Here is a 24,626-nt window from a genome sequence, read left to right as displayed (position 1 = left end):
TCAGCGCATCTAGGAGAATTGCAGTATCAGAAGAAATCGAAGTCGCCGGCAGCCTTGCTGAGCGGCTGGGAGTGGCCGTGGCGCGTACCGCCGCCGAGCGCTTTCTGCATCTCGGCAAGCTTGACGAGGCTTAGTGCGGTCGCGACATCGATTGACCAGTTATGCGGAATTTCACCGGTGATGGTGTCGATGAACTCGGCGAGGCCGCGCGACTTCTGCACGGCGAGATCGATACCCTGCATCACCTTCATGCTATCGGGAGAATTGAGGATTTCGGAGCCGCCCAGTTCGATCAGCTGAGGTTCGATCCGTTCGATCAGGTAGGCAACGTCGTGAAGCTCGGAGACAATGCGCATCAAGACGTCGCTCAGCGCCTCAACCGGCGATGGCGGCTCGATCATCGGTGTAAAAGTCATATAAAAATCCTCGCCATTAAAAGAATTCGATACTGGTCTCGGCGGGCTTTTGCGGAGCGGCGGGGCGCTGCTCGAGAGCGACAGTTCTCTGGGTTTCGGCGCCGGTCAGGGGGTATTGCCGGGCCCGGCCGGACACCGGCCAGTATTCGATCTTGCGTCCATGCTCACCGCCCGTGCTGGAGCTGACCACCGGAATGCCTTCATCTCGAAGGAACTGCATGGCGAAGGCTGCGTTCTGCTCGCCGACATTCGAGAATGTCGAGATCGTCTTCGCTCCTCCGAAGATCTTGGCCTCCAGCCGGTCGCGCCGCGCGCCCTTTTTCAGGAGGCCGTTAATCAGCAGTTCCATGAGATGCACGCCGTAGCGCGTGGCATCGCCGCCGGTCATCGGGGTGTTGCCTGTCCCCGGCAGCAGAAAGTGGTTCATGCCGCCGACACCTGCGACGGGATCTCTGAGGCAGGCTGCCACGCACGAGCCAAGGATGGTCGAAAGCACCGCATCCGGATCACTCAAGACCTTGTATTCACCCTGAATGATGTGCACGCGGCGGGCCGCACCCTCAGTGATCATTTCAGGGCTCCAAACACGGCTTCGATGGCCGCTTTCATCTTTTCGATGGTGAAGGGCTTCGCCAGAACGTTGTTTGCGCCAAGCTGCGCTGCCTTGGTCACCAGTGCACGGTCGCCCTGTGCGGTGAGGATGATGAAGGCCGCCTTCTTGGTGTTCGGGTTGCTGCGCACGGCCTGAAGGAAACCGATGCCATCCATCTTCGGCATGTTGAAGTCGGAGATGACGAGATGATGGGGCTGCTCCGCCATGATCTTCATGCCCTGCTCGCCATCGCCGGCAGAGGTGATCTGCTTGAAGCCCAGCTGCGTCAGTGCGTCGCTGAGCAGCAAGCGGCTTGTAACCTGATCGTCAACGATCAGAACTTTGATTTTCTCCGCGATCGACATTATTCTGTCCCTTCCTTTCGGGCGGCTGTCATTTTCAGTATTTCTTCGCCGATAGCAGTCAGCGGTAGCTGCTGCTCAACTGCGCCAAGTTCGTAGGCAACTCTTGGCATTCCGTAAACAACGCAGGTTTTTTCGTTCTGACCGAGCGTTCTTGCCCCTGCGTGGCGCATTTTCAACAGCCCGGCAGCGCCGTCGCGCCCCATGCCGGTAAGGATAACGCCAACGGCATTGCGCCCGGCGAGTTCGGCAACCGAATCGAAGAGCACGTCGACCGACGGGCGGTGGCCATTGACCGGCGCCCGTTCCACCAGCCGGCAGCAGGGCGCCGATGCGTTGGAGACCTGCAGATGACGTTCGCCGCCGGGTGCCAGATAGACCTTGCCGATCTCGAGACGGGCGCCATCGGTCGCTTCTTCCACGACCGGCGCACAGAGGCGGTTCAGCCGTTCGGAAAAGCTCTTCGTGAAGGTCGGCGGCATATGCTGGGTGATGACGGTCGGCGGGCAATTCGCCGGGAATTTCTGCAGCACGGCGATCAGGGCTTCCACGCCACCGGTCGAAGAACCGATGGCGACGATCTTGCGACCGACGCGGAAATCGGCCACTGCGGTCGGCGTGACGGCGGCAAGCATGGCCGGCTTGGCGAAATTGCGCTGTGTGCGGGCGGCGGCCTTCACCTTCTCGATAAGGTCGCCGAACGGGCGCGGTTCACCCGGTTGCGGTTTGCCGACGCAATCGAAGGCACCGATTTCGAGGGCGGCGAGTGTCGCCTCCGCGCCGCGATGTGTCATCGTCGAGACCATGATGACGGGCATGGGCCGCAGGCGCATGATTTTCTCGAGGAACTCGAGACCGTTCATGTTCGGCATCTCGATGTCGAGCGTCACCACATCCGGGTTCAACCGCTTGATCGCCTCGCGCGCCTCCAGGGCATCGCCGGCCTGACCGATGACATCGACTTCGGGATCCGAGCTCAAAACGGCCGAGATCAGGCCGCGCATGGTCGGCGAGTCGTCAACGACGAGAACTCTTGCCGGAGCGCTCATGCCTTCCTCCCGATACCCTTGGTCGTATAGCGATAGGTGGTGATGCCGATATTGTCGAAGACGTTCTTGGCTTCGCCCGAGACTCGCTCGGAGTGGCCGATATAGAGATGCCCTCCTTCCGGCAGCAGGCCGGCGAAGCGCTGCCAGATCTTCATCTGCGTCGGCTCATCGAAGTAGATGACGACATTGCGGCAGAAGATGACGTCGAACTTGCCCTTGAACGGCCACTGGGCCATCAGGTTCAGCTCGTTGTAGGTGATAAGACGCTTCACGCGGTCGTCGACCTGATACTTGCGGCGCCCCTGCATCTCGACCTCGGTAAACCATTGCTTACGCATGGCAGGTGAGACGGTTTCCAGCGCGTTTTCATCGTAGGCACCGGTGCGGGCGACCGCGAGGATCTTCGGGTCGATGTCGGTCGCGAGAATCTTGAAGTCGTAGTCGGCGACATTCGGCATCATTGAGAGGACGGTCAGCGCGATCGAATAGGGCTCCTGCCCATCCGAGGACGCAGCCGACCATATCCGCACACGGCCGCCGGCACGCGCCCGGTTCAGAAGATCGGGCAGGACGTGATCGCGCAAGTGTTCGAAATGATGGTTCTCGCGGAAGAAGCGCGTGAAATTTGTCGTCAGGTGCGACAGCATCTCGCGCCGGGCGGCAGCACCGGCCGGCGAGGCGACAAGATCGCAATATTCGCGAAAGCCCGAAAGGCCGAGATTGCGGATGTGCTTCGACAGACGAGAGTAGACCAGCGAAGCCTTCGTCTCATTGAGAAAGATGCCGGCATCCGCATAGATCATGGCGGCGATTTCCGAGAGATCGCGGCGCGTCAGCGGGTATTCGCCGCTCGCCAGAACCTCGTCGGCACCAGGCTGCCTCTGATCTTTTACGCCAAGTGCATTCATGCGGCTTCGCTTTCGGTATCTGGGAACAGGGCTTCGAGTTCGATCAGGCAGATCATTCGCTTTTCGATCGAGAGAATGCCGCGAGCGAACTGACGCTGAAGGTCCGAGGAAATCTCGGGTGTCGGCTGAATGTCATCGTCAGTGACGGTCAGGATGTCGGAAACAGCATCGACCAGCAGGCCCACCACCTTGTGGTGGACCTGGGCGACGATGATGACGTGACGGGCACTCGGATCGGTCGGCTTCATGCCGAGCCGGGCCGACAGATCGATGATCGGCAGCACTGCACCACGCAGATTGATGACGCCCACCATATAGGATGGCGAGTGTGGCATTCCGGTCGCCGGGGTCCAGCCCCGGATCTCGCGGACCGCCATGATGTTCACGCAGAATTCCTGATCGCCGATGCGGAATGCGATAAGCTCGTTTCCGCCGAGGGTCAGATTTTTCGCCGTGTACGACATTGCCTCTTATCCTACTGCCGCCAGAGACATTTCCGCCTTAAGGGACTGTCCGCGCGAGGCGCCGACCACCGCATCCACGTCCAGGATAAGGGCCACGCGACCGTCACCGAGGATGGTTGCGGCAGCGATGCCCGGAACGTGGGTGTAGTTCGCCTCGAGGCTCTTGATAACGACCTGACGCTGCCCCTGGATCGCATCGACCATGAGGGCGCGCTGACCGCCGCCTTCGGATTCGACGAGAAGGGCGACACCTTCGACCGGGTTTGCCTGGGTGGCGCGGAAGTTCAGGATGCGACCGACATCGACCAGCGGGCAGAAGGAGTTGCGGATCGAGATCAGGCGGTGGTTCGCACCGAAGGAGTGGATCGCGGCCGCTTCCGGCTGCAGGGTTTCGACGATCGCCGTCAGCGGCACGACCAGCGTCTGGCCGGCGACCGTGACCACCATGCCGTCGAGAACAGCGAGCGTCAGCGGCAGGCTCATCGTGAAGACGGAACCATGGCCCGGCTTCGAGGTGATGTTGATGCGACCGCCGAGCGCCTGGATCGAGCGCTTGACGACGTCCATGCCGACACCGCGACCGGAAATGTCGGAGATCTTGTCGGCCGTAGAGAAGCCCGGCAGGAAGATCAGGTTGTCGATTTCCTCATCCGACAGGTTGGCGTCAGGCGAGATCAGCTCGTTGGCGATCGCCTTCTGGCGGACCTTCTCGCGGTTGATGCCGGCGCCGTCGTCGGCCAGTTCGATCAGGATGCGGCCGGAACGATGTTTTGCCGTCAGGCGGACCGTACCTTCGGTGTTCTTGCCGGCAGCAGCACGCTTTTCAGGCGTTTCGATACCGTGGTCGACGGCGTTGCGGATCATGTGCGTCAGCGGCTCGGCCAGCTTGTCGATGACCGTCTTGTCCACTTCGGTGTTTTCACCTTCTGTGATCAGTCGGATCGACTTGCCGGTCATGTCGGCGATTTCGCGGACGATACGCGACATGCGCTGGAAGACCGGCTTCACGGGCTGGGCGCGGATCGCCATGACCGAGTCCTGGATCTCGCGGGTGAGCTGCTGCAGCTCTTCGAGGCCCATATTGATCGAGGACGTGCCGGTCGTATCGTTTTCGATGACGCTCTGGGAGAGCATCGCCTGGTTGATGACAAGCTCGCCGACGAGGTTGATCAGGCGGTCGACGCGATCGAGATCGACGCGGATCGTCTGGCCGGCGCTGGCAGCGGCATTGTTCTGGGCGGCAGCACTTGCTGCTGCAGCCGCAGCGGCGGCAGCCGATTCCTTCTTTTCGACACGGGCGGCAGCAGCAGCCATCTGCGTGACGTTGGTCGCCGTTTCGGCAGCAGCAACGGCCGCCGCCGTATCCTCGGCCGTGGTCTCGGCCGCAGCCGGTGCTTCGGAGGTACCGCCATCATCCAGGATCGAGAGATCGAACGGGACCGGGATCATCGGCAGTTCTTCGTTGGTGTCGCCGGGCTTGCTGTCCTCTGCCGGCCTCACGGTCAGGTCGCAATCCCATTCGGCGAATTCGAAGACCGAGCGGATGGCGTCTTCGCCCTTGTCCGTCTTGATCGTGATGTTCCAGAAGAAATAGGCGCCTTCCGGATCGATCTCATCGAGGCCGGGCAGAGCATCGGTGTTGCAATAGATGCTCATCTCGCCGAGGCGGGAGAGATCACGCAGCAGAAGAGTGGCGTCATTACCCTTTGAATAGAGTTCGAAGCGCGGCTTGAAGATGATTTCATAGGCCGGCAGATCGATCGGCTTCTCTTCACCGCCGAAATCGTCGAAGGAGAAAGGGATCGGCTGGAAGCCGCTATCGTCGGTCGGCTTCGGAGTCGGGGCTACGGCAGCCGGAGCAGCAGCGGCCTTGGGAACCGGCTTCGGTGCGGGCGCCTCGGAAACCGCCGAAGGAGACGGCAGCTCGCCATGGGCAAGCGCTTCCAGTTCCTTGACGAGGCCGCGGCTTCTGCTTTCATCGACGCTGCCGCCATCGCGGGCAGCATTGGTCAGGTCGGCGAGCACGTCGGCCGACTTCAGCATGACCTTCAGGACGTCCTGGTTCGGCTCAAGCTTGTTGGAACGAACGCAATCAAGTGTGGTCTCGAAGACGTGGGCGAAGGCGACGAGGTCATCCAGACCGAAGGCACCGGCACCGCCCTTGATCGAATGGACCGCGCGGAAAACCGCATTGACGGTTTCCGGGTCGCGATCGCCATCATTCATTTTCAGGAGACCGGATTCCAGTTCGGCGAGCTGTTCCTCGCACTCCTGGAAAAAGATCTCTTTGATTTCGTTCATATCCATAGGAGCAAATCCTGGGCTTTTTAGGCGGTTACACGCTCGATGGCATCGATCAGCTTGGCGGGGTCGAAGGGCTTGACGATCCAGCCGGTGGCACCAGCCTGGCGGGCACGGTTCTTCTTTTCCGCGTCGCTTTCAGTGGTCAGCACCAGGATCGGGATCGCACGGTACTTCTCGTTGCGACGGACACCTTCAATGAAGCCGAAGCCGTCGAGGCGCGGCATGTTGATGTCGGTGACGATGACGTCAGGGTTGGACTCTTCGAGAACCTCGAGGCCTTCAACGCCGTCTTCGGCCTGGATCGTCTCGAAACCTGCGTTGTTCAGGGTTACGAGAAGCATGTTCCGGATGGTACGGGAATCGTCCACCGTCAATACTTTCTTCTTCATTGCCGGATCTCCTTGGCAAGCAGGTGGTCGATGTCGACGCCAACCAACTGCATGGTTTTCGTGAATGCGTCGGACACCTTCGAGAAGGTGATCGACTGCTTGTCCTGGTCCCAGGTCTTCTCGGCGGCCATCAGAACCTGGGCGCAAAGAGCGCCAATGCGTTCGACTGCCGAAGCATCGATCGCCAGAGGGTTTCCGCGCATGGAGAGAAGCTTGTCGCGCAATGCGGACGCCTCATTGAGATCAAGAACCGCTGGCAACTCCAGCGTCTTGGCACTCTTCTTTGCTGCCATCAGCTTTTCCTTGTCCCCTTGTCCCCAACCCGCGAAAGCGAGCCGGCGTCATAATCCGATAGGTTAGTAAACATTCCGCCCACCTCCCGCTCTCGCGACAGGCAACGGCATGGTAAAATCGTCGTTTTCGTATTCGTCTTCGACCGCTTCCGGACGCGCCGCGATCGCAACCTGCCGGGGCTGGGCGGCACGTGCCGGCTGCAGCCGGGTTGCATAAGTGTTTTCACGGGCAATGCGGAACTCACGGATCGTCTGGCCAAGCTCGAGAATGACCGTGTAGAGGTGATCGGCGCCTTCGGCAGAACGCTCGGCGAAGCTTGCATTGTCTGCCACTTCGCCGCCGAGACCCTTTACATCGGCAGTCGCAGCTTCGAGGCCGGCGGCGTGTTCACCGGTCTCGCTGGCAATATTGGCGATCGCGGCGTTGATGTCAGTCACCTGGCGGACGATGCTGGCAATCGAATCCTGCGTGCGTCCGACCATCTGCACGCCGGCGTCGACCTGCGTCTTGGTGGTGGTCACCAGCGTCTTGATTTCACGGGCCGCTTCTGCGGAGCGCTGGGCGAGTGCCCGCACTTCCTGCGCCACGACGGCAAAGCCGCGGCCAGATTCGCCGGCGCGTGCGGCTTCGATGCCAGCATTCAGGGCAAGCAGGTTCGTCTGGAAGGCGATCTCGTCGATCGCGCCGATAATCTGGCCGATCTTCTCCGCAGACTGTTCGATATCAGCCATGGCGTTGATTGCGCGGCCGACGACCTCGCCGCTTTCCTCGACGGCGGCACGCGTGGCTGCGGCCGCCTTTTCGGCAGCCCGGCTGCCCGCTGCACCCTCGCGGACCCGCTCTGCAATGCCGGCAAGGGCGGCAGCGGAAAGCTGCAGGCGCCCGGCCTGACCGGAGGCATTGCCGGCAAAGCTGCGGGATGCGCCGGCAAGCGATTGTGTTGCAGCTTCCGCCTTCGCATTGCGCTCGGCAATCGCAGCAAATTCCGTCTGGAGGTTGTCGAGGGCCGCGTTCAGCGCTGCAGCAATGTCGGCGTGAGCGCCATCGACCGGTGCGCGCTGCGTCAAGTCCCGGGCTGACAGGCTTTCTATGACGTCACTGAAGATACGGGCGATTTCCGCCTCACCTTCGGCACGCTGATCGGCGAGTGCCCGCTGCTGCGTGGTGCGCAGCGCATTGAAACGCAGCGAGACGGCGATTTCGACGTCGACCATGACGATACGAATGATCGATGTCATCAGGTCGGTGATCTCACGAGCACGACGCTTGGCCGATGGCAGGACCGGGCGGCCGGCCAGTTCATCGGCGAGACCGGAAATCACGTGCTCCAGCATGACGCCGTGGCCTGCCATGTGCCAGCGGGGATCCAGGCCGATCTTGCTTTCGGTATCGGAGAGAACCTTGACGCGTTCCGCGTAGAGGCTGTCGAAACGTGCATCCGTCAACACATCCCAGTGTGAGGATTGCAGGTCGTGAAGGCGCTCGATCTGACGCTCGCTTCCGAAATTGCGCGCGGCATCCGGGAAAGACTGGAAACGATGGAAGAGATCGCGCAGGCCGGCCTTCAGATGAGCTTCAAGGGCAGGCCGATTGCGGCGGACCATCTCGCACTGGTCGGTGTCGAGACCTGCAAAGCGCAGGCGGTCACGCAGGCTGCCTGCCTGTGCTCCACGAGCCTGATCTGATGGCATATCCTGCCCCAACGCCTGTCCCCAACCACTTTCCGGGCTAACCCGGCCAAAAACTTTTGACGTTTCCGAAGAACGCTACGCATGGAGACCGTCTTCGCCATCGGTAACGACCGACGGACTGAAGCCTCCTGATCAGCAATTCTGTTTCGGAGCTGCCTGAAGAGATGGATACCGGATCGACCCGGTACGGCGGGGCGGCGTCATGCCTGGTGGGAACGAGTGCATCTTCCCATTCCGACGTGTAACCCAATGTTTATGGTTAATTCCTTGCTTGAAGGTTAATAAGCCCTTCGCGTCGATAGCTTTTGAAACAATTCGCCAGACTTGACCTAGTAAATACTGGCACAGAGTTGCATCGCTGCTACAAGGCACACGCAAGCTCTATGTTATAGAGCCGATTTGAAGAGCCTGACATGATGTCAACAAGGAAAGAGAAATGATAGTTCTCGGAATGGGTTCCTGCCTGATCGCGATTGCGATCGCCGCGGCCATCACCCTCCTCGATGTGATCGCGGCACACCGCGACAGCCGCACTCTTCGCGTCTTCTAAGACGCCGCCCTCCGACGCTTCTTACCTTTCCCGTTGGCAGCCCGATACCGTTGGTGTATCGACACGCGCTCCTGTGTCAGCGGAAGTAACCAATTAATGTCAGCTCGGACCGGCCTCTTCATCATTCTGGCGTTCACGATTTTCCGCCTCGTGACGCTTCATTTTGATACGACGGATCTGTTCGTCGATGAGGCGCAATACTGGTTCTGGTCTCAGAATCTCGATTTCGGCTATTATTCAAAACCGCCGATGATTGCCTGGGTGCTCAGGATCTTTACCGAGCTTGCCGGCTCCAGCGACATTTACTGGCTGCGGTTCCCCGGCCCTCTCTTCCACATGGCAACCGCGCTGGTGCTGATGAAAACGGCGAAGCGCTTCATCGGGCCGGAGATCGAAGGCTGGGTCGGCGCGACTTATATCACGCTGCCGGCGGTTGCGCTTTCCTCTGTCTTCTTTTCCACCGACGTCATCCTGCTCTTCTTCATAGGCATTGCGCTCATTGCCTATTTCGAGTTGATGCGGCGTCGCTCGGTCGGGCTGGCTCTCCTCATGGGTATCGGCGTCGGGCTGGCGTTCCTGACGAAATATGCCGTGCTCTTCCTTGTGCCGGGCGGCGCGATCGCGATGCTGCTCATTCCGGCGGCGCGCATCTCGGTGCGCGATTTCATCATCGCGGTCGTTACATCGGCAGTCGTCGCCGTCCCGAACCTCTGGTGGAACCTCCAGAACAACAATACGACGGTGCGCCACACGCAGGATATCGCCCACTGGAGCGATCTCGGCATCAATATCCGCGGCGGGCTGGAATTCTTCTCGGCGCAATTTGGCGTCGTCGGCCCGATCGTCTTCTTTGCCATGCTCTGGGCCGTCTGGAACATGATCCGCGGCCGCAGCGAGCCGCGCGAGAAGATACTCGTCTGGCTGTCGATCCCGGTCGTGCTGCTCATTACCTTGCAGGCGACAATTGCCAAAGCCTATGCCAACTGGGCCGTAACGGCCTATGTGGCAGGCATCGTGCTGGCCGTCTGGGTGCTTTATCGGCTGTGGCCGAAGGGTCTCAGAACATCGCTCACCATCAATGGCATTGCCTGCCTGCTCTTCCCTTTCGCAACGATCTTCTCGCATCAACTGGTGCTGCCCAACGGCAAGGAAGTCATGGAACGCTATCTCGGCCGAGCCGAAGTCAGCCGTGAAGCTGCCGATCTTGCGGCGCAGGCCGGCGCCGGCATCATCGTCACCGACAACAGGGACATGGTCGCCGACCTCTTCCACACTCTGCGGGATACGTCCTACAAGATCTATGCCCGTCCGCCGGCCGATTTGCCGGACAGCTATTACGAGCAGGAATTCGCCCTGCCGGCCGATACCCGCGGGCAGGTCCTATTCCTGACTTCCAAGCCGCTGAACTGCGCAAACGAAACGCCGGAAATGCTGAAAAGCTGGCAGCCGGAAAAAGGTAACTACAAAGGCGATACGATCTATGTTTACAAGGTCGGCGCGGCCTGCCTGATGCGGCCCTGAGGAAGTTCAATTCACGGAGCCGGGCAGGCAGAGGCCGGTTCCGCAGCCTTCTATTTCGATAAATTTTACGCCGCCCTCCTCGAAGGCAAGGCGCAACTGTGCCTCCGTCGCGCGATGGATTTCGTGATGACGGCCTTCATAGTCGCGGATCGTGCTGCGGGAGACGGCTGCCTTGTCAGCAAGATCCGTCTGAGTCCAATCAAGCAGCCCGCGAGCCGCTCGGCACAAAGCAGGCGTCAGAATTGTTTCTTTTGCACCTTGACCCATAATTCCAAACCACCCATATTGGTCAATATAGATCATATATGTCATGTTTTAAACAGGATTTCCACACCGGGAGAGAGTGATGCCCCACGATACGCCTTTGATTTCGACGATCGTCGGCGGCCTCGTGCTGGCATTTATTCTAGGCGCGATCGCCAATCGCCTACGCCTTCCTCCTCTTGTGGGATATCTTGTCGCGGGTGTCCTCGTCGGCCCCCATACGCCGGGTTTCGTTGCCGATCAAAGCCTTGCGCCGGAGCTTGCGGAAATCGGCGTCATCCTGCTGATGTTCGGCGTCGGCCTGCATTTTTCCCTTAAGGACCTGCTCTCCGTGCGAGGCATCGCGGTGCCGGGTGCTGTCGTACAGATCGGCTTTGCCACGCTGCTCGGCTGGGGTCTCGGTGCATTTCTCGGGTGGCCGACGGGGGGCAGCCTCGTCTTCGGCCTTGCGCTTTCCGTCGCCTCGACGGTGGTGCTGCTGAAAGCCCTGCAGGAGCGGCGTCTTGTCGAAACGGAACGCGGGCGTATCGCCGTCGGTTGGCTGATCGTCGAAGACCTAGCCATGGTGCTGGCTCTGGTGCTGATTCCGGCGGCTGCCAGTATCACCGGCGATGGTCATGGTCCGGTCGAACCTCTTTCGGCGGGCCTCAACCGGCTTCTCGGCCTCGATCTTGGCGTCGGCGGCATCATCGCCATGACGCTGGTCAAGGTCGTGCTGTTCGTCGCGCTCATGCTGGTCTTCGGCCGCAAGCTCATTCCCTGGACGATGCATCGCATCGCCCATACGGGCTCGCGCGAGCTTTTCCGTCTCGGCGTGCTGGCCATCGCACTCGGCGTCGCCTTTGGCGCATCCAAGCTTTTCGGCGTGTCGCTGGCACTCGGCGCCTTCTTTGCCGGCATGGTTCTCGCCGAAAGCGAACTCAGCCATCGCGCCGCCCAGGAAAGCCTGCCGCTKCGCGATGCCTTTGCGGTGCTCTTCTTCGTCTCCGTCGGCATGCTGTTCGATCCGAACATCCTGATCGAACGGCCGCTGCCGGTACTTGCGACCGTCTTCATCATCGTGATCGGCAAGTCCGTGGCGGCGTTCCTGATCGTCCTGCTTTTCAGGAAGCCGGTCGGCACGGCGCTGACGATCTCCGCGAGCCTCGGGCAGATCGGCGAATTTTCCTTCATTCTCGCCGCCCTCGGCGTCGACCTCGGCCTTCTGCCGGAGGAAGGCCGAGACCTGATCCTTGCCGGCGCGATCATCTCGATCATCCTCAACCCGCTGCTCTTCTTCGTCTGTGACCGCATGCGGCCGCTCCTGGAAACAAAGCGCGAGGAGCCGGCGGAAGCTCCAGTTCCGGCAACGGATACCGTCACAGCACATGTGGAAGAACACGTTGACGCGGACGACGTTCACCCGACGGCACTGAGCGGCCACGCAATCCTCGTCGGCTATGGCCGCGTCGGCAGCATTGTCGGCCAGAACCTCAAGTCCGCAGGCACYCCTTTCCTTGTCATCGAGGATTCCGACAAGCGCATTGCAGAGCTGCGTGCGCAGGGAATCGAAGTGCTCTCCGGAAATGCCGTCAGCCGCGAAACACTCGGCCTCGCCAATATCGCCGGCGCCCGCAGCCTCGTCATCGCTATTCCGAATGCCTTCGAAGCCTGCAGCATTGCCGAGCAGGGCCGCGCCATCAATCCATCGATCCTGATCGTTGCGCGCGCTCATTCCGACGCCGAGGTAGACGAACTGCGGCAATACGGCGCCGATACCGTGATCATGGGTGAGCGGGAAATTGCGCTTGGCATGGTTGACCGGCTCGCTCAAGTGCATCATGACAGTGCACCCTATGAAGACGGACCTTCGGCTGGTACAATCGTGCCGTCGGTGGAGCCTCCGCCGGGAAAAGAATGAGAGATTGGCGCGCCTTTGAGCCGATTTGGGAGTGAAATCGCTGAGACAGGGGAGACGGAGCTGGGTCAGCGCCGTCTGGCAAGTCGTATTGCCGCTTCCGTTGTCGTCGCGTTTCTCGCCTATCTCGGCCTGCTCTTCGGCGGCAATATCGTCATCGGCCCGTCGTCGGCGCCGAACAGCCTGTCGTCTTCCAGCCGGGATTCGCAGCAGACGCAGGTGACTGCGCGCGACGCCATTCGCGGCTTGCTGATCAGCGACCGCAAGATGGCACCGAAACAGCAGGTCCACGATGCCGGCCCGGCATCGCTGAACGCTGCGCCCGCACTGCATATTGCCGACTGGCGCCAGGCCGCCCCGGCACCTGAGTTCGAAGCCCCGCTGCGGCCTGCCACAGCCCGGGCTCACCAGCCCCGCGCACCGCCGCAGGCTGCCTGAATCACGTCACCTTCGGGTGCTTCTGATCAAATAGACATGTAGACATGCCGCAGCGCGGTCGCGCGGGCCAAAGCATTATCCAAGGACTTAAAACATGCGCAATTCACCATGGCTGGTGTTCACCTATACGGTGATCATCGTGCTCGGCCTGTTGATCGCCCTTCCAAACGCGCTGCCGCCAAGCGTGCTCCAGCGCATTCCTGCCTGGCTGCCGCATAGCCAGGTCTCCCTCGGTCTCGACCTTCGCGGCGGTTCGCACCTCGTGCTCGAAGTCGATGAGGCCGATCTCACCAAGGAGCGCCTGAACTCGCTGCTGCAGGACGCGCGCCGCGTGCTGCGCGAAAAGAACATTCAGCCGAAGTCGATCGTCCGCAACAATAACAATATCGTTGTTTCGCTCGCCGATCCGTCGCAGAGCGATGCTGCCGTCACRCAACTTCGCACCCTTGGCAATGTGATCTCCAGCGGCATCAGCGCCGGCCAGTCCGACCTTGCGGTCACGGCCGATGGCGGCAATATCACCATTGGCTTCTCGCCGGCCGGTATTGCAACCAATGTCGACAATGCCGTCGCACAGAGCCTTGAAGTCATTCGCCAGCGCGTCGACCAGGTCGGCGTTGCCGAGCCGACGATCCAGCGCATCGGCTCCAACCGTATTCTCGTCCAGCTTCCGGGCGCACAGGATCCGTCCCGCCTTCGCGAACTTCTTGGCTCCACCGCCAAGATGTCCTTCCATATGCTCGCCCCGAACGGCCAGGCCGGCCCCGGCGTGACGATCATGAAGGACGACGAAGGCAACTCCTATCCGGTTCTCGACCGCGTCGAAATTTCCGGCGACCGCCTCTCGGATGCCCGCGTCAGCTTCGACCAGAACCAGCARCCGGTCGTTACCTTCCGCTTCGACAGCGCCGGTGCTACCCGCTTTGCGGATATTACCCGTCAGAATGTCGGCAATCCCTTCGCCATCGTGCTTGACGACAAGGTGCTGAGCGCGCCTGTCATCCGCGAGCCGATCACCGGCGGTTCGGGGCAGATCTCCGGCAACTTCACGACTGAGAGCGCCAATACGCTCGCGGCCATGCTGCGCGCCGGCGCCCTGCCCGCCAAGCTGACCGTCATCGAAGAACGCACCGTCGGCGCCGACCTCGGCGCGGACGCGATCAAGATGGGCCTTTATGCCGGCGTCGTCGGCTTCGTGCTCGTCGCCGCCTTCATCTTCGTGCTCTACGGCACCTGGGGCATTCTCGCCAATATCGCGCTTCTGATCCACACGATCCTGACCTTCTCGGCACTGACGCTTGTCGGGGCGACGCTCACCCTGCCCGGCATCGCCGGCGTCGTGCTCGGCATCGGCCTTGCGGTCGACGCGAACGTCCTGATCAACGAACGCATCCGTGAAGAAACGCGCAAGGGCAAGAGTGCCTTTGCGGCTATCGACACCGGCTTCCGCCGTGCCTACTCGACCATTATCGACGGCAACATGACGGCGCTCATCGCTGCCGCCATCCTGTTCTGGTTCGGCTCCGGCCCGGTTCGCGGCTTTGCCGTGACCATGGCGCTCGGCCTGATCATCTCGATGTTCACCTCGGTCGCCTTCGTGCGTGTCACGATGATCGAGATCGCCCGTCGTCGGAAGTTGAAGGTCCTGAACATCAGGCCGCTGATCCCCTTCAGCCCCTACGACAAGCATATCCAGTTCATGAAAGCACGCTTCTTCGGCGTGACCGTCTCCGCGCTGCTGTCGATCGCTTCGATTGCCCTGTTCATCTATCCGGGCCTCAACTACGGCGTCGACTTCCGTGGCGGTATCCAGATGTCGGTGAAGACGCAGGACGCTGCCGATCTCGGCCGCTTCCGCGAAGGTCTGAACGGCCTTGGCCTCGGCGAAGTCGCGTTGCAGTCCTTCGGCGACAACAAGACCATGCTGGTGCGCGCGCAGCGCCAGGACGGTGGTGAGGAAGCACAGACGGCCGCGGTGACCAAACTGAAGGCCGAGATCGTCAAGATCGACCCGTCGGCGACCGTGACCGGTACCGACGTCATCGGTCCGAAGGTTTCCGGCGAGCTTGCCTGGGCCGGTATCCTGTCGGTCGTCGTCGCAAGCCTTGCGATGCTGTTCTACATCTGGTTCCGCTTCGAATGGCCGTTCGCGGTCGGCGCCATCGTCACTCTGGTGCTCGACGTGACCAAGGCGATCGGCTTCTTCGCGTTGACGGGACTGGACTTCAACCTGACGGCCATCGCAGCCATCCTGACGCTGGTCGGCTATTCGGTGAACGACAAGGTCGTCGTCTACGACCGCATGCGTGAAAACATGCGCCTCTACAAGTCGATGCCGCTGCGCGAAATCATCGACAAGTCGATCAATGAGACGCTGGCCCGAAGCCTCTATACCAATGCGACGGCCTTCCTCTCTCTGCTGCCGATGGCAATCTGGGGCGGCAGTGCCGTGGAAAGCTTCGCGATCCCGATGGCCTTCGGCATTCTCGTTGCCGCTGCATCGTCGATCTTCATCGCAGCACCGATCCTGCTCTTCCTCGGCGACTGGCGCCGCCGCCATGCCAAGGCAGTCGCGGCTTCGAACGATGCAGCCGTGGAAATCATTCCGCCGGATGCAGGCCAGCCGCGCAAAACGGCAGGCTAAACCGCCGATATTTAACGGACTTGGAGAGGGCGCCGGTTGCACAGCCGGCGCCCTCTTTCTATGTTCGGTTCAAAGAGATCGGGAGCACCGCCACATGTCTTCCAACCCGACGGCGAAAAAGCCGGAAACCGGTTCCACTGATAATCAGGAGGAGCGTATCAAACGTTTCCTCGCGACCGCTTCGCACGACCTGCAATCACCGCTTCGCCATATCGCCATGTATGCGGAAATGCTGCTCGACGATCTTGAACCGACGCTCGACAGCGAACAGCTGCAGAGCTTGAGAACGATCATGGACAAGGCCCAGACGGCACAGCGGCTTACCAAGGCATTGATCAGCCTTGCAGGAACGACACCCCAGATCACCATCAGCGACGTGCGCCTCACCGATGTTGCGCAGGAGGCCTGGAAGCAATCGGTGGAGGAATTTCCCGTGAGCGGCGCCGCACTCGATGCCGACAATCTGCCCCTCATCCGCAGCGATGCGGCAGTTCTGACTATTGTTTTGAGACACCTCTTCTCCAATGCGCTGACATACCACGGCGCCGCCGCGCCGCATGTGATCGTGACGGCCGCACGAGAAGCTGCTGACTGGCGCATCATCGTCACCGACAACGGCTGCGGCATCGAGCCTGCCTATCGGGAGAAGATCTTCGATGCCTTCTGGAAGCTGCCGAAAGCAGGCAGCGTGCCCGGCCCGGGGCTTGGCCTCACGACCACGCGCGACCTGCTCGCCGCCTTCGGCGGCGACATCAGGCTCGACCATTCCGACGAGAGCGGCAGCCGCTTTGCGATCCGCCTGCCCGCATAGAGCTTCCTCGTCAGATGCTGTAATCATCCTTCCAGAAATCCGGGACATCATATGTCACGTATTCGCGGATGATGTGCTGCAGCGTCTGGACGTCGATCTCGTCTTTGCCGATACGGAAATCGACACCGTAATCGGGAAATTCCTGGAAATAATTGCCTGATATGTCGGTCGAGATGACGCCAATCGGGCCGGTATAGCCAATACCCCGGAGTTCAGGCACCGTCTCGCGAAAATCAGCGTTTGGCAGCAGGCGGTTGTCGAGAAGGACGAGATCGAAGCGAGCAGTCCTTATCTTGTCCAGCGCATCACCGATCGATTGAGAATATTCGACGTCGACGGGCGGTTCGGAGAGGTCTGCGATCTTCTTTTTGAGCGAACGGAACTCGATGAACTCGTCATCGACGAACAATACCTTCACCGCATTCCTGCGCGTTGCTTCCGCACTCATCGTTTCACCTTTCCCCGACGTGAAACCGGCTCACGAAACCAGACCGTTTCGCAACGCAATCGCCACCATATGAACGCGGTTGACGGCATCAAGCTTCCGGACTGCGGCCGTAATATGGGAATTGACCGTGTGTTCGGAAAGACCGAGGATGATGGCTATCTCCGCGGAAGTCTTGCCTTCGCTCGTCCATTTGACGATTTCGGTTTCGCGCTGTGTCAGCCGACCGGACATTTCCTGCGTCAGGATTTCCTCATACAGCTTGTCGAAGATGCGCATGGCATCGAGCAGAATATCCGCCACCTCGCCCTGGTCCGGCTCCGGACGCGGGCCGCTGAGCACCAGGCTGTAGCGACGTCCTTCCGGCGTAAACAGCGGGATGAAAAGAAATGTACTGCCGCTGAATTCGTTGAAGACCAAGTCTGGAGGGTAGCCTTCTATCGCCGCACTTTTCCCATGTACCGGCGTCGTCAGGAACTGCGCCGTCCGCGCCTTGGCAGTTCCCAATGCTTCCTTGAGAGTCTTGACAAAGAGGCTCATGCGCCGTTCGGCGACATTGGTGATGACGACATCGCGTTCGCCGAAAGGCGCTGCAGCCTCCGAGATACGCGCCAGGGTAAAATTGTCGAAATTGTAATGCTGCGCGGCCGCCTTCAGCAGGCGAAAAAAATCCGTGCGATTGATCGCCCGGCTCAGTTCCGGACCCGCATGAAAGGGAACTGCGGCAGCACTGGTCATTCCGACTCTTCCTCCTCCCCAATTCTCATTCCGGCGATCCCGAAATCTTGGGATATACGTCTAAAACGCGAACAGCTACAAAAATTGCGAGACGGTTGATGATCGATAGCGAAATGGGGACTTTCAATATCGCAAGCGGAGACATCTCAACTACAGGTGATGCATAGGGCAGTTTACTCGAATAGTAGCTCTTACCTAGGTATCGCAATCTCTCTGCATTCAACATCCATGGATGCGGAAGACAGTGCCGGAAGTAAGCGCGGGAGAGCCGGTCGGGCCATTCAGCTAAGGGGTTGGCTGACGTTCGTGGCGGCGAACATGGATCGGGCGGCTCTCTCAGTGCTCTTTGATTTTCTTCTCTTGGGTTGCATTTTGAAATGCGCTGCCGGGCTTGTCAATTGTGCTTTGTCGCACAGATCGGGCACTTCAGGGATGCAGATCCGCCGCATTTCCGCAATCATCGATTGCCGGTGATGCTGGCAAAGTCCAACGGTTTCTCAAGGTAGAAATCGGCACCAGCGGCAAGCGCCCGTTCCCGGTCCTCCGCTGCATCAGAACCACTGCAAACGCCGAGCCGCATGGCTGAAAAGCGCTCCTCCCCCCGCAGCCGCGCGATCAGCCCGCTGCCGCTGTCAAGAGGCATATAGAGGTCAGCGATGAGTATATCCGGTACGCCTTCGCCTCTTTCCAGCCGCTCCTCGAGCGCCTCGAATGCCGCCTGTGCGGTGGAGAAGCAGAATAGATCAACATCCACCTTCTGTTTCTTTCGGATATAGTCGATATAGAAGAGATCATCCCTGCTATCGTCGACGTAAAACAAGATCGGCATCTGGCACCACAATCGGGATATTGTTTCGGCGGCTCTATACTGTCCTTGACTGAGACTTTAACGCCACTTCGCTAAAATTCGATATCGACCTTTGATGATTTGTTGTCGAAAAAGCATGTTTTGCCCAACAATCTGGCTATTGAGTATTCGTCGATTTCGGAAAAGATGGCTGTCCAACAAGGACATGGCGGAAAGGTGGTGCGGGTGCGGGATGCTGGCAATGCGGGACGAGACGGGACGGAAAGCGGTCACTACCGCATGGTCGCGATCGTCATCGGCTACCTGCTGGTCCTGCTTGGGCTGACGGTGGTAGCCGGGTGGCTGCTCGAGATCGAAATCATCATCTCGATCGTGCCCGGCTTTCCCTCCATGGCATTCAATACCGCCATCTGCTTCGTTCTGTCGGGTATCGGGCTCGCCGCTTCGATGGGAAAAAGCAAGCCCGGCCGCATCGTGCCCCTCATCGCTTGCGGCCTTGCCGCTCTGCTTTCCGCGGTGCGCCTGACAGAGATCATCACGCTCGGCCGCACGATACACAATGTCGATGTGTTCCTGACGCAATTTCTCATCTCTCCAAGCTTTGCCGAACAGATCGGCGGCGGCATGGGGCCGAACACCGCGCTGATCTTCCTGATATCAAATCTTTCCATTCTCCTTGCGCTCTATGGGAAGGAGCGGCGCGGCCAGCTCGTACAGGAACTCACCAGCTATATCGTGATCACGCTCGGCATGATCGCGCTTGCCGGATACATCACCAATGCCGAACAGGGATATCGCTGGGGTCCCTATGCCGCGATGGCCCTGCCGACAGCTATCGGTCTGGTGGCTTTGGGTTGCGGGCTTCTCGCCAGATCCTGGTGGATGTTGCCAACCAACCGGGCACAGATCCCCCTCTGGATACCGGCGTCGATCTGCTTTACCGGCCTCATTGTCGATCTCTACACGCCACTTGGCGTGGCAAGCGGCATTCTCTATGTCCCGCTTGTGCTGACAGCGCTCTGGTTCGGCAATCGTAACGCGCCGATCTTCTTCGCTTTCGTCTGCACTGTGCTGATCCTGCTCGGCTTTTTCGCCGTCAACCATGCTGAGAACGAATTCTGGCGCGAAGCCGCCAATCGGTCGATCACGGCAGCGACGCTCTGGCTGATTGCCATTTTCGTCTTCTATTTCATGCGCAACAACCAGCGTCTGGAAACCGAACGCATCCGGTTTAGCGCGCTCGTGCGCAATACGCCCGACGCGGTGATCGCCATCGACGAGGCGGGGCGGATCATGAGCTTCAATCCGGCCGCCGAGACCATGTTCGGCTATACATCGCAGGAAGCGATCGGCAACAACATCAAGATGCTGATGCCGGAACCCTATCATTCCGAACATGACGCCTATCTCGGCAACTATCGGCGCACCGGCGAGGAACGGATCATCGGTACGACGCGCATGGTCTCCGGCCGGCGCAGGAACGGCGTCGTCTTCCCGATCGACCTCTCGGTCAGCGCCGTCGTCGCCGGTTCGAGCAAGACCTTCGTCGGCATCGTGCGCGATATCAGCGAGCGTGTGCGGCAGGAAGAGCGGATGAAGACGACGCTTGCCCAACTTGAGGAATACACAGCCGATCTCGAACGTTCCAACCACGATCTCGACGAGTTCGCCTATATCGCCTCGCACGATCTCAAGGAACCGCTGCGCGGCCTGCACAATCACTCGCGTTTCCTGCTGGAAGACTACGAAGAGAAGCTCGACGATGACGGCGTGCGCCGGCTCAACCGGCTGGTTCGGCTCAGCCAGCGCATGGAAAAGCTCGTCAACGATCTTCTCTATTTCTCGCGCATCGGCCGCCAGCAGCTCGCGGTCAAAAGAACCGATATCGGTTCGATCGTCCGCGACGTCGCCGCCACCATGGAGCTTTTTCTGGAGGAACGGCATGCAAAGGTCGTCATCGACGGCCTGCTGCCGGAAGTCGTCTGCGATGCGCCGCGCCTGACCGAAGTGTTCCGCAATCTCGTCACAAATGCGGTCAAATACAACGACAAGCCCATGCCGCTCATCAGCGTCGGCTATCTGGAACGTTATGTCGGCAGGGACGGGACGACAGCCCGCAACGTCTTCTACGTGAAGGACAACGGCAAGGGCATACCCCAAGAATTCTACGAGGATATTTTCCGCATTTTCAAACGGCTTGAAAAATCGCAGGATTCCGAGGACGGCACCGGCGCAGGGCTCACCTTCGTGCGCAAGATCATCGGGCGTCACAATGGTGAGATATGGCTGGAGTCGGATATCGGCGTCGGCACTACATTTTATTTTACCCTGGGAAGGAAGCGCGAGGGCCAGAATGCAGCAGCGTGATACGCAACCGATCCTCATCGTCGAGGATAGCGAGGATGATTTCGAAGCGACGATGCGCGCCTTCAAGCGCACCAATCTGCGCAACTCCATCCGCTGGGCCGCCTCCGGTCAGGAAGCACTCGACGTGCTCGCCACCATGACTCCGAAGCCCGGCCTCATCCTGCTCGACCTCAATATGCCGGGCCTAGACGGGCGCAAGACCCTTGAGGCGATCAAGTCCAATCCGCATTGGCGCAAGATCCCCGTCGTGATCCTCACGACATCGGACGACGAGCGCGACATCGAGGGCTGCTATGCGCTCGGTGCCAACACCTATGTACAGAAGCCAGTCGATCTCGATGGACTATTCGCCGCTATCCAGCGGCTCAAGGAATACTGGTTCGAAATCGCAATCCTGCCTTTAGAGGACTGACGTTTGGCGGAAGACTGCTGCGTTCTCATCATCGATGACAACATAGACGACCGGGAAGTCTATCGCCGCATGCTGGCACGCGTCTCCGGCACGAATTATACCGTGATCGAGGCAGAGACCGGTGACGAGGGTCTGGCCCTCAGCGGCCAGAGGCACCCTCACTGCATCTTGCTCGACTATTCGCTTCCCGGCCGCGACGGCCTTGGCGTGCTCTCGGAACTCCTCGCCCAGGATGCCGCCGCCAATGTGGTCATGCTGACCGGCCAGGGTAACGAGACCGTCGCCGTTGAAGTGATGAAAAGCGGTGCGCGCGACTATCTCACCAAGGATGCGCTATCGCCCGAAACCCTGCATCGCTGCATCCAGAATGCGATGATGCATGGCGCGCTGGAAGCAAAGCTCGAGCAGAAGCGGCAGTCGCTCGAAATCTTCACCCGCGCCATGGCGCATGATCTCAAGGAGCCGCTGCGAACGATCAAGTCCTTCAGCCGCATCCTGCATGGCTCGGCCGAATTGCCGGCCGAAGACCGCGAGCTTCTCGATTATATACTGAGCGCCGCCGATCACATGGAAGACCTGATCGTCAAGGTCTCGAGCTTTACGAGGCTGGAGGTTTCGAGCGAACTCGAGCTCAAGCCCGTCCCCTTGTCGGCAGTGCTCGATCAGGTGGAGCAGAATCTGCACCAGCAGATCGAAAGCCGGCAGGCAATCCTTATCCGCGGCCATCTGCCGGAGGTGATGGGCGACGCGACGCTGCTGATCCAGCTTTTGCAGAACCTCGTCTCCAATGCGATCCGCTATTGTGAGGATACCGTTCCGGAAGTGCGCATTTCGGCCATAGCAGACAGGGGAGTCTGCCGCCTGACGATCGGTGACAACGGGCCGGGTATCGACCCCGACCATCGTGAGCTGATCTTCCAACCCTTCAAGCGCCTCGTCGGCCGCGGCATCGAAGGCACGGGGCTCGGGCTTGCCATATGCCGCCGCATCGCGCAGCTGCATGGCGGCTCTATCTGGTGCGAGGCGAAGACCGGCAGAGGTGCGACCTTCCTGCTCGAAGTACCACTCGCGGAGACATCGGGCGGACAGCCGATCACTCGCAAACAGTCCCCGACGGCAAAAGCATCCGACCATGCGAGCGAAAGCCGCGGCAGGCTCGCCGAAGTGCTGCTGGTGGAAGACAGCCCGGCCGATATCCAGCTTCTGAAGATCAAGCTGATGCGCCGCGAGAAGGTGAACTTCAACCTGCATGTGGCCACCAACGGTCGTGAGGCGATGCGGCTCCTGGAGCAACGCGCAGGTATCGCGGACGAACCGCAGATCGACCTGATGCTGCTCGACATCAACATGCCGATCATGGACGGTTTCGAAGTGCTGAATGCGCTCTCATCCGATCAACGGCTGAACCGGATTCCAGTCTGCGTGCTGAGCACATCAAGCGACGAAAGCGACATGCAACGGGCTAAGGATCTCGGCGCACTCGCCTACATGGTCAAGCCGCCGACACTGCAGCAACTCGAGGAAGCGTTAGAGGAAGTCGAGACGCTGGAACTCCTGCCGCGCGGTGACGCACTTGTACTTTTTGCGGAACAAAATTAGAGAGAAGGCCATTGGCAACGGCATGACGCTAGCAACGACCCTCATACTCGCGCTCCTGGCCTCGCCTTTTCAATTCGGGCTTTCATCCATGGCTTCAGGCATACACCATATCACGCTGATCACCCGCAAGGTGCAGGCGAACGTGGATTTCTACGCCGGATTCCTTGGTATGCGGCTCGTCAAACAGACGGCCGGTTTCGAGGACGCCACACAGCTTCATCTCTTCTATGGTGATGCCGAAGGTACTCCGGGCTCGCTCGTGACTTTCCTCGTCTGGGAGGACGGAGCGCCCGGCCGCGCCGGCTACGGCCAGATCAGCGAAATGTCGCTGGCGATCGATCCCTCCAGCATCGGTTACTGGCTGACGCGCGCGATGCGCTTCGGCTTCCGCTCGGAAGGTCCGGCAGATGAATTCGGCGAGCCGGTTCTGCGGCTGAAGGATCCCGACAATGTCATCGTGAAGCTCGCCGGCGCCAGGGATCTGAAATCGCCAACCGTCTGGGATGGCGGCGAGGTGCCGATCGAGCATGCCGTGCAGCGCGTGCGTGGTGCGACCATGCTGACTGAAAAGCCGGCGGAGAGCCGCCATTTCATCGAAAGCCATTTCGGCTACAGGTTCCAGGCAAATCGCGGCACGATCGATCGTCTCGTCTCGCAGTCGGGTGACGTCATCGACGTGCGCGATGCGCGTGGCTTCTGGGGCGGCGCGCCGGGCACCGGCACGTTCGACCATGTGGCCTTCCGCGCCGATGACGACGAAGCCGTGCTTGCCGTTCACACGGCGCTCGAAGAGGAAAATGCTTCGGCGACCAACCTGCACGATCGCAAATACTTCCACTCGCTCTATGCCCGTGAACCCGGCGGCACGCTCATAGAGCTTGCCACCAACCAGCCAGGCATGCTGGTGGATGAGCCGAAGGCTACCCTCGGCAGCAAGCTTTTCATCCCACCGAAGGATTCGATTACCAGTCTCAGCGACCTCAAGGTCGTGCTGCCGCAATTTTCCATGCCCGGCCAGCCGCGTATCAATTACCGCGACCTGCCTTTCGTCCATCGTTTCTATACGCCACCGGATCCGGACGGCAGCGTCTTCGTGCTGCTGCACGGCTCCGGCGGCAATGAGACGACGCTGATGCCGCTCCTGAACAAGGTCGCTCCACGCGCCACACTCCTCGGCGTGCGCGGTCGTGCGACCGAAGAAGGCTTCCCGCGCTGGTATAAGCGCATCACGCCTTTCTCCTTCGACCAGGACGACATCAAGAACGAGGCCGAAGCCTTTGCCGCCTTCATCGAAGGCGCGGTCAAATCCTACGGCCTCGATCCGAAGAAGGTCGTCTATGTCGGCTATTCCAACGGCGCGAACCTTTTGAATTCGCTGCTCTACCTGCACCCGAACCTGGTGCACAAGGCTGTGCTCCTTCGCTCCATGCCGGTGCTCAGCACCTATCCTCATGCCGACCTGAAGGGCACGGACCTGCTCGTCATCAGCGGCAAGATGGATGCCTATGGCAAATATGCGAGCGAACTGGAAACCCGGCTGAAGACATCGGGGGCGACTGTCGATTCCGACGTCATCCCCGGCGGTCACGATCTCGGCGATGCCGACGTGCCGATCATTCAAAAATGGCTGCTGCAGGAAAACAATCTGCAGGAAACCCAGTAA

Annotated in this window: 23 protein-coding genes; 9 read left to right on the top strand and 14 right to left on the bottom strand. The window is 60.1% G+C overall.

Going from position 1 to position 24,626, the window contains the following annotated elements:
• Positions 1-26: 26 nt before the first annotated feature.
• From cheT to AC1DF8_RS07085, 10 genes are all read right to left on the bottom strand, one after another.
• Positions 27-416 carry a chemotaxis protein CheT gene (cheT, locus tag AC1DF8_RS07130; protein WP_112541539.1) on the bottom strand — a complete coding sequence of 130 codons (390 nt, stop codon included), beginning with the start codon at positions 414-416 and terminating at the stop codon, positions 27-29.
• A 16-nt stretch (positions 417-432) separates the two neighbouring features.
• Entirely contained in the window at positions 433-987 is a 555-nt protein-coding gene (cheD, locus tag AC1DF8_RS07125; RefSeq protein ID WP_112541540.1) for a chemoreceptor glutamine deamidase CheD, read from the bottom strand.
• Positions 984-1,373: a response regulator gene (locus tag AC1DF8_RS07120; RefSeq protein ID WP_007816129.1), complete on the bottom strand. Its 390-nt coding sequence runs from the start codon at positions 1,371-1,373 to the stop codon at positions 984-986. The genes cheD and AC1DF8_RS07120 overlap by 4 nt, the downstream gene beginning before the upstream one ends.
• Positions 1,373-2,419: a protein-glutamate O-methylesterase CheB gene (cheB, locus tag AC1DF8_RS07115; RefSeq protein ID WP_477995459.1), complete on the bottom strand. Its 1,047-nt coding sequence runs from the start codon at positions 2,417-2,419 to the stop codon at positions 1,373-1,375. Before cheB ends, AC1DF8_RS07120 begins: the two co-directional genes overlap by 1 nt.
• A complete protein-coding gene (gene cheR / locus AC1DF8_RS07110) occupies positions 2,416-3,327 on the bottom strand; it encodes a protein-glutamate O-methyltransferase CheR (protein WP_112541542.1) in 912 nt (303 codons plus the stop codon). Before cheR ends, cheB begins: the two co-directional genes overlap by 4 nt.
• Positions 3,324-3,791: a chemotaxis protein CheW gene (locus AC1DF8_RS07105; RefSeq protein ID WP_112541543.1), complete on the bottom strand. Its 468-nt coding sequence runs from the start codon at positions 3,789-3,791 to the stop codon at positions 3,324-3,326. The genes cheR and AC1DF8_RS07105 overlap by 4 nt, the downstream gene beginning before the upstream one ends.
• Positions 3,792-3,797: 6 nt before the next feature.
• The gene (locus AC1DF8_RS07100; RefSeq protein ID WP_477995457.1) at positions 3,798-6,098 is read right to left on the bottom strand and encodes a chemotaxis protein CheA; all 2,301 of its coding nucleotides are present in this window, start codon (positions 6,096-6,098) and stop codon (positions 3,798-3,800) included.
• 20 nt (positions 6,099-6,118) lie between these two features.
• A complete protein-coding gene (gene cheY1 / locus AC1DF8_RS07095; protein ID WP_003570362.1) occupies positions 6,119-6,484 on the bottom strand; it encodes a chemotaxis response regulator CheY1 in 366 nt (121 codons plus the stop codon).
• Positions 6,481-6,777, bottom strand: coding sequence for an STAS domain-containing protein (locus tag AC1DF8_RS07090; RefSeq protein ID WP_112541545.1), 297 nt, complete (start codon positions 6,775-6,777; stop codon positions 6,481-6,483). The genes cheY1 and AC1DF8_RS07090 overlap by 4 nt, the downstream gene beginning before the upstream one ends.
• 63 nt (positions 6,778-6,840) lie before the next feature.
• Complete coding sequence (locus AC1DF8_RS07085) at positions 6,841-8,469, bottom strand: globin-coupled sensor protein (RefSeq protein ID WP_477995455.1); 1,629 nt, start codon at positions 8,467-8,469, stop codon at positions 6,841-6,843.
• Positions 8,470-9,115: 646 nt separating this feature from the next.
• Here AC1DF8_RS07085 and AC1DF8_RS07080 point away from each other — a divergent pair.
• Positions 9,116-10,540, top strand: coding sequence for an ArnT family glycosyltransferase (locus AC1DF8_RS07080; RefSeq protein WP_477995453.1), 1,425 nt, complete (start codon positions 9,116-9,118; stop codon positions 10,538-10,540).
• A 6-nt stretch (positions 10,541-10,546) separates the two neighbouring features.
• Here AC1DF8_RS07080 and AC1DF8_RS07075 read toward each other — a convergent pair whose 3' ends face one another.
• Positions 10,547-10,852 (bottom strand): helix-turn-helix domain-containing protein, encoded by a 306-nt coding sequence (locus AC1DF8_RS07075; protein WP_477995451.1) that lies wholly within the window; start codon positions 10,850-10,852, stop codon positions 10,547-10,549.
• 34 nt (positions 10,853-10,886) lie between these two features.
• On the opposite strand from AC1DF8_RS07075, the gene ybaL reads away from it, so the two are divergent.
• From ybaL to AC1DF8_RS07055, 4 genes are all read left to right on the top strand, one after another.
• Positions 10,887-12,704 (top strand): YbaL family putative K(+) efflux transporter, encoded by a 1,818-nt coding sequence (gene ybaL / locus AC1DF8_RS07070; RefSeq protein WP_477995449.1) that lies wholly within the window; start codon positions 10,887-10,889, stop codon positions 12,702-12,704.
• Between the two features lie 15 nt (positions 12,705-12,719).
• A complete protein-coding gene (locus AC1DF8_RS07065) occupies positions 12,720-13,139 on the top strand; it encodes a hypothetical protein (protein WP_113116614.1) in 420 nt (139 codons plus the stop codon).
• Between the two features lie 94 nt (positions 13,140-13,233).
• On the top strand, positions 13,234-15,783 hold the full coding sequence (secD, locus tag AC1DF8_RS07060; protein ID WP_477995447.1) for a protein translocase subunit SecD: 2,550 nt from the start codon (positions 13,234-13,236) through the stop codon (positions 15,781-15,783).
• Positions 15,784-15,877: 94 nt separating this feature from the next.
• Positions 15,878-16,594, top strand: a complete 717-nt coding sequence (locus AC1DF8_RS07055; protein ID WP_113116616.1) for a sensor histidine kinase — start codon at positions 15,878-15,880, stop codon at positions 16,592-16,594.
• Between the two features lie 10 nt (positions 16,595-16,604).
• Here AC1DF8_RS07055 and AC1DF8_RS07050 read toward each other — a convergent pair whose 3' ends face one another.
• The 3 genes from AC1DF8_RS07050 to AC1DF8_RS07040 form a co-directional block, all read right to left on the bottom strand.
• A complete protein-coding gene (locus tag AC1DF8_RS07050; protein WP_477995445.1) occupies positions 16,605-17,042 on the bottom strand; it encodes a response regulator in 438 nt (145 codons plus the stop codon).
• A gap of 30 nt (positions 17,043-17,072) precedes the next feature.
• A complete protein-coding gene (locus AC1DF8_RS07045; protein ID WP_112541554.1) occupies positions 17,073-17,777 on the bottom strand; it encodes a LuxR C-terminal-related transcriptional regulator in 705 nt (234 codons plus the stop codon).
• 457 nt (positions 17,778-18,234) lie between these two features.
• Entirely contained in the window at positions 18,235-18,606 is a 372-nt protein-coding gene (locus AC1DF8_RS07040) for a response regulator (protein WP_113146979.1), read from the bottom strand.
• Between the two features lie 258 nt (positions 18,607-18,864).
• Between AC1DF8_RS07040 and AC1DF8_RS07035 the strand changes: the two genes are divergently transcribed.
• The 4 genes from AC1DF8_RS07035 to AC1DF8_RS07020 are packed head-to-tail and all read left to right on the top strand — an operon-like array spanning position 18,865 to position 24,626.
• The gene (locus AC1DF8_RS07035; protein ID WP_477995499.1) at positions 18,865-20,952 is read left to right on the top strand and encodes a sensor histidine kinase; all 2,088 of its coding nucleotides are present in this window, start codon (positions 18,865-18,867) and stop codon (positions 20,950-20,952) included.
• Positions 20,939-21,364: a response regulator gene (locus tag AC1DF8_RS07030; RefSeq protein WP_112541556.1), complete on the top strand. Its 426-nt coding sequence runs from the start codon at positions 20,939-20,941 to the stop codon at positions 21,362-21,364. Before AC1DF8_RS07035 ends, AC1DF8_RS07030 begins: the two co-directional genes overlap by 14 nt.
• Positions 21,365-21,367: 3 nt before the next feature.
• The gene (locus AC1DF8_RS07025; RefSeq protein WP_477995442.1) at positions 21,368-22,963 is read left to right on the top strand and encodes a response regulator; all 1,596 of its coding nucleotides are present in this window, start codon (positions 21,368-21,370) and stop codon (positions 22,961-22,963) included.
• Between the two features lie 22 nt (positions 22,964-22,985).
• On the top strand, positions 22,986-24,626 hold the full coding sequence (locus AC1DF8_RS07020; protein WP_477995441.1) for a VOC family protein: 1,641 nt from the start codon (positions 22,986-22,988) through the stop codon (positions 24,624-24,626).

This window comes from Rhizobium sp. 05N49 (genome assembly GCF_056396805.1).
Note: the sequence above shows the minus strand (reverse complement) of the source record. Positions and strands in the feature narration are given on the sequence as shown.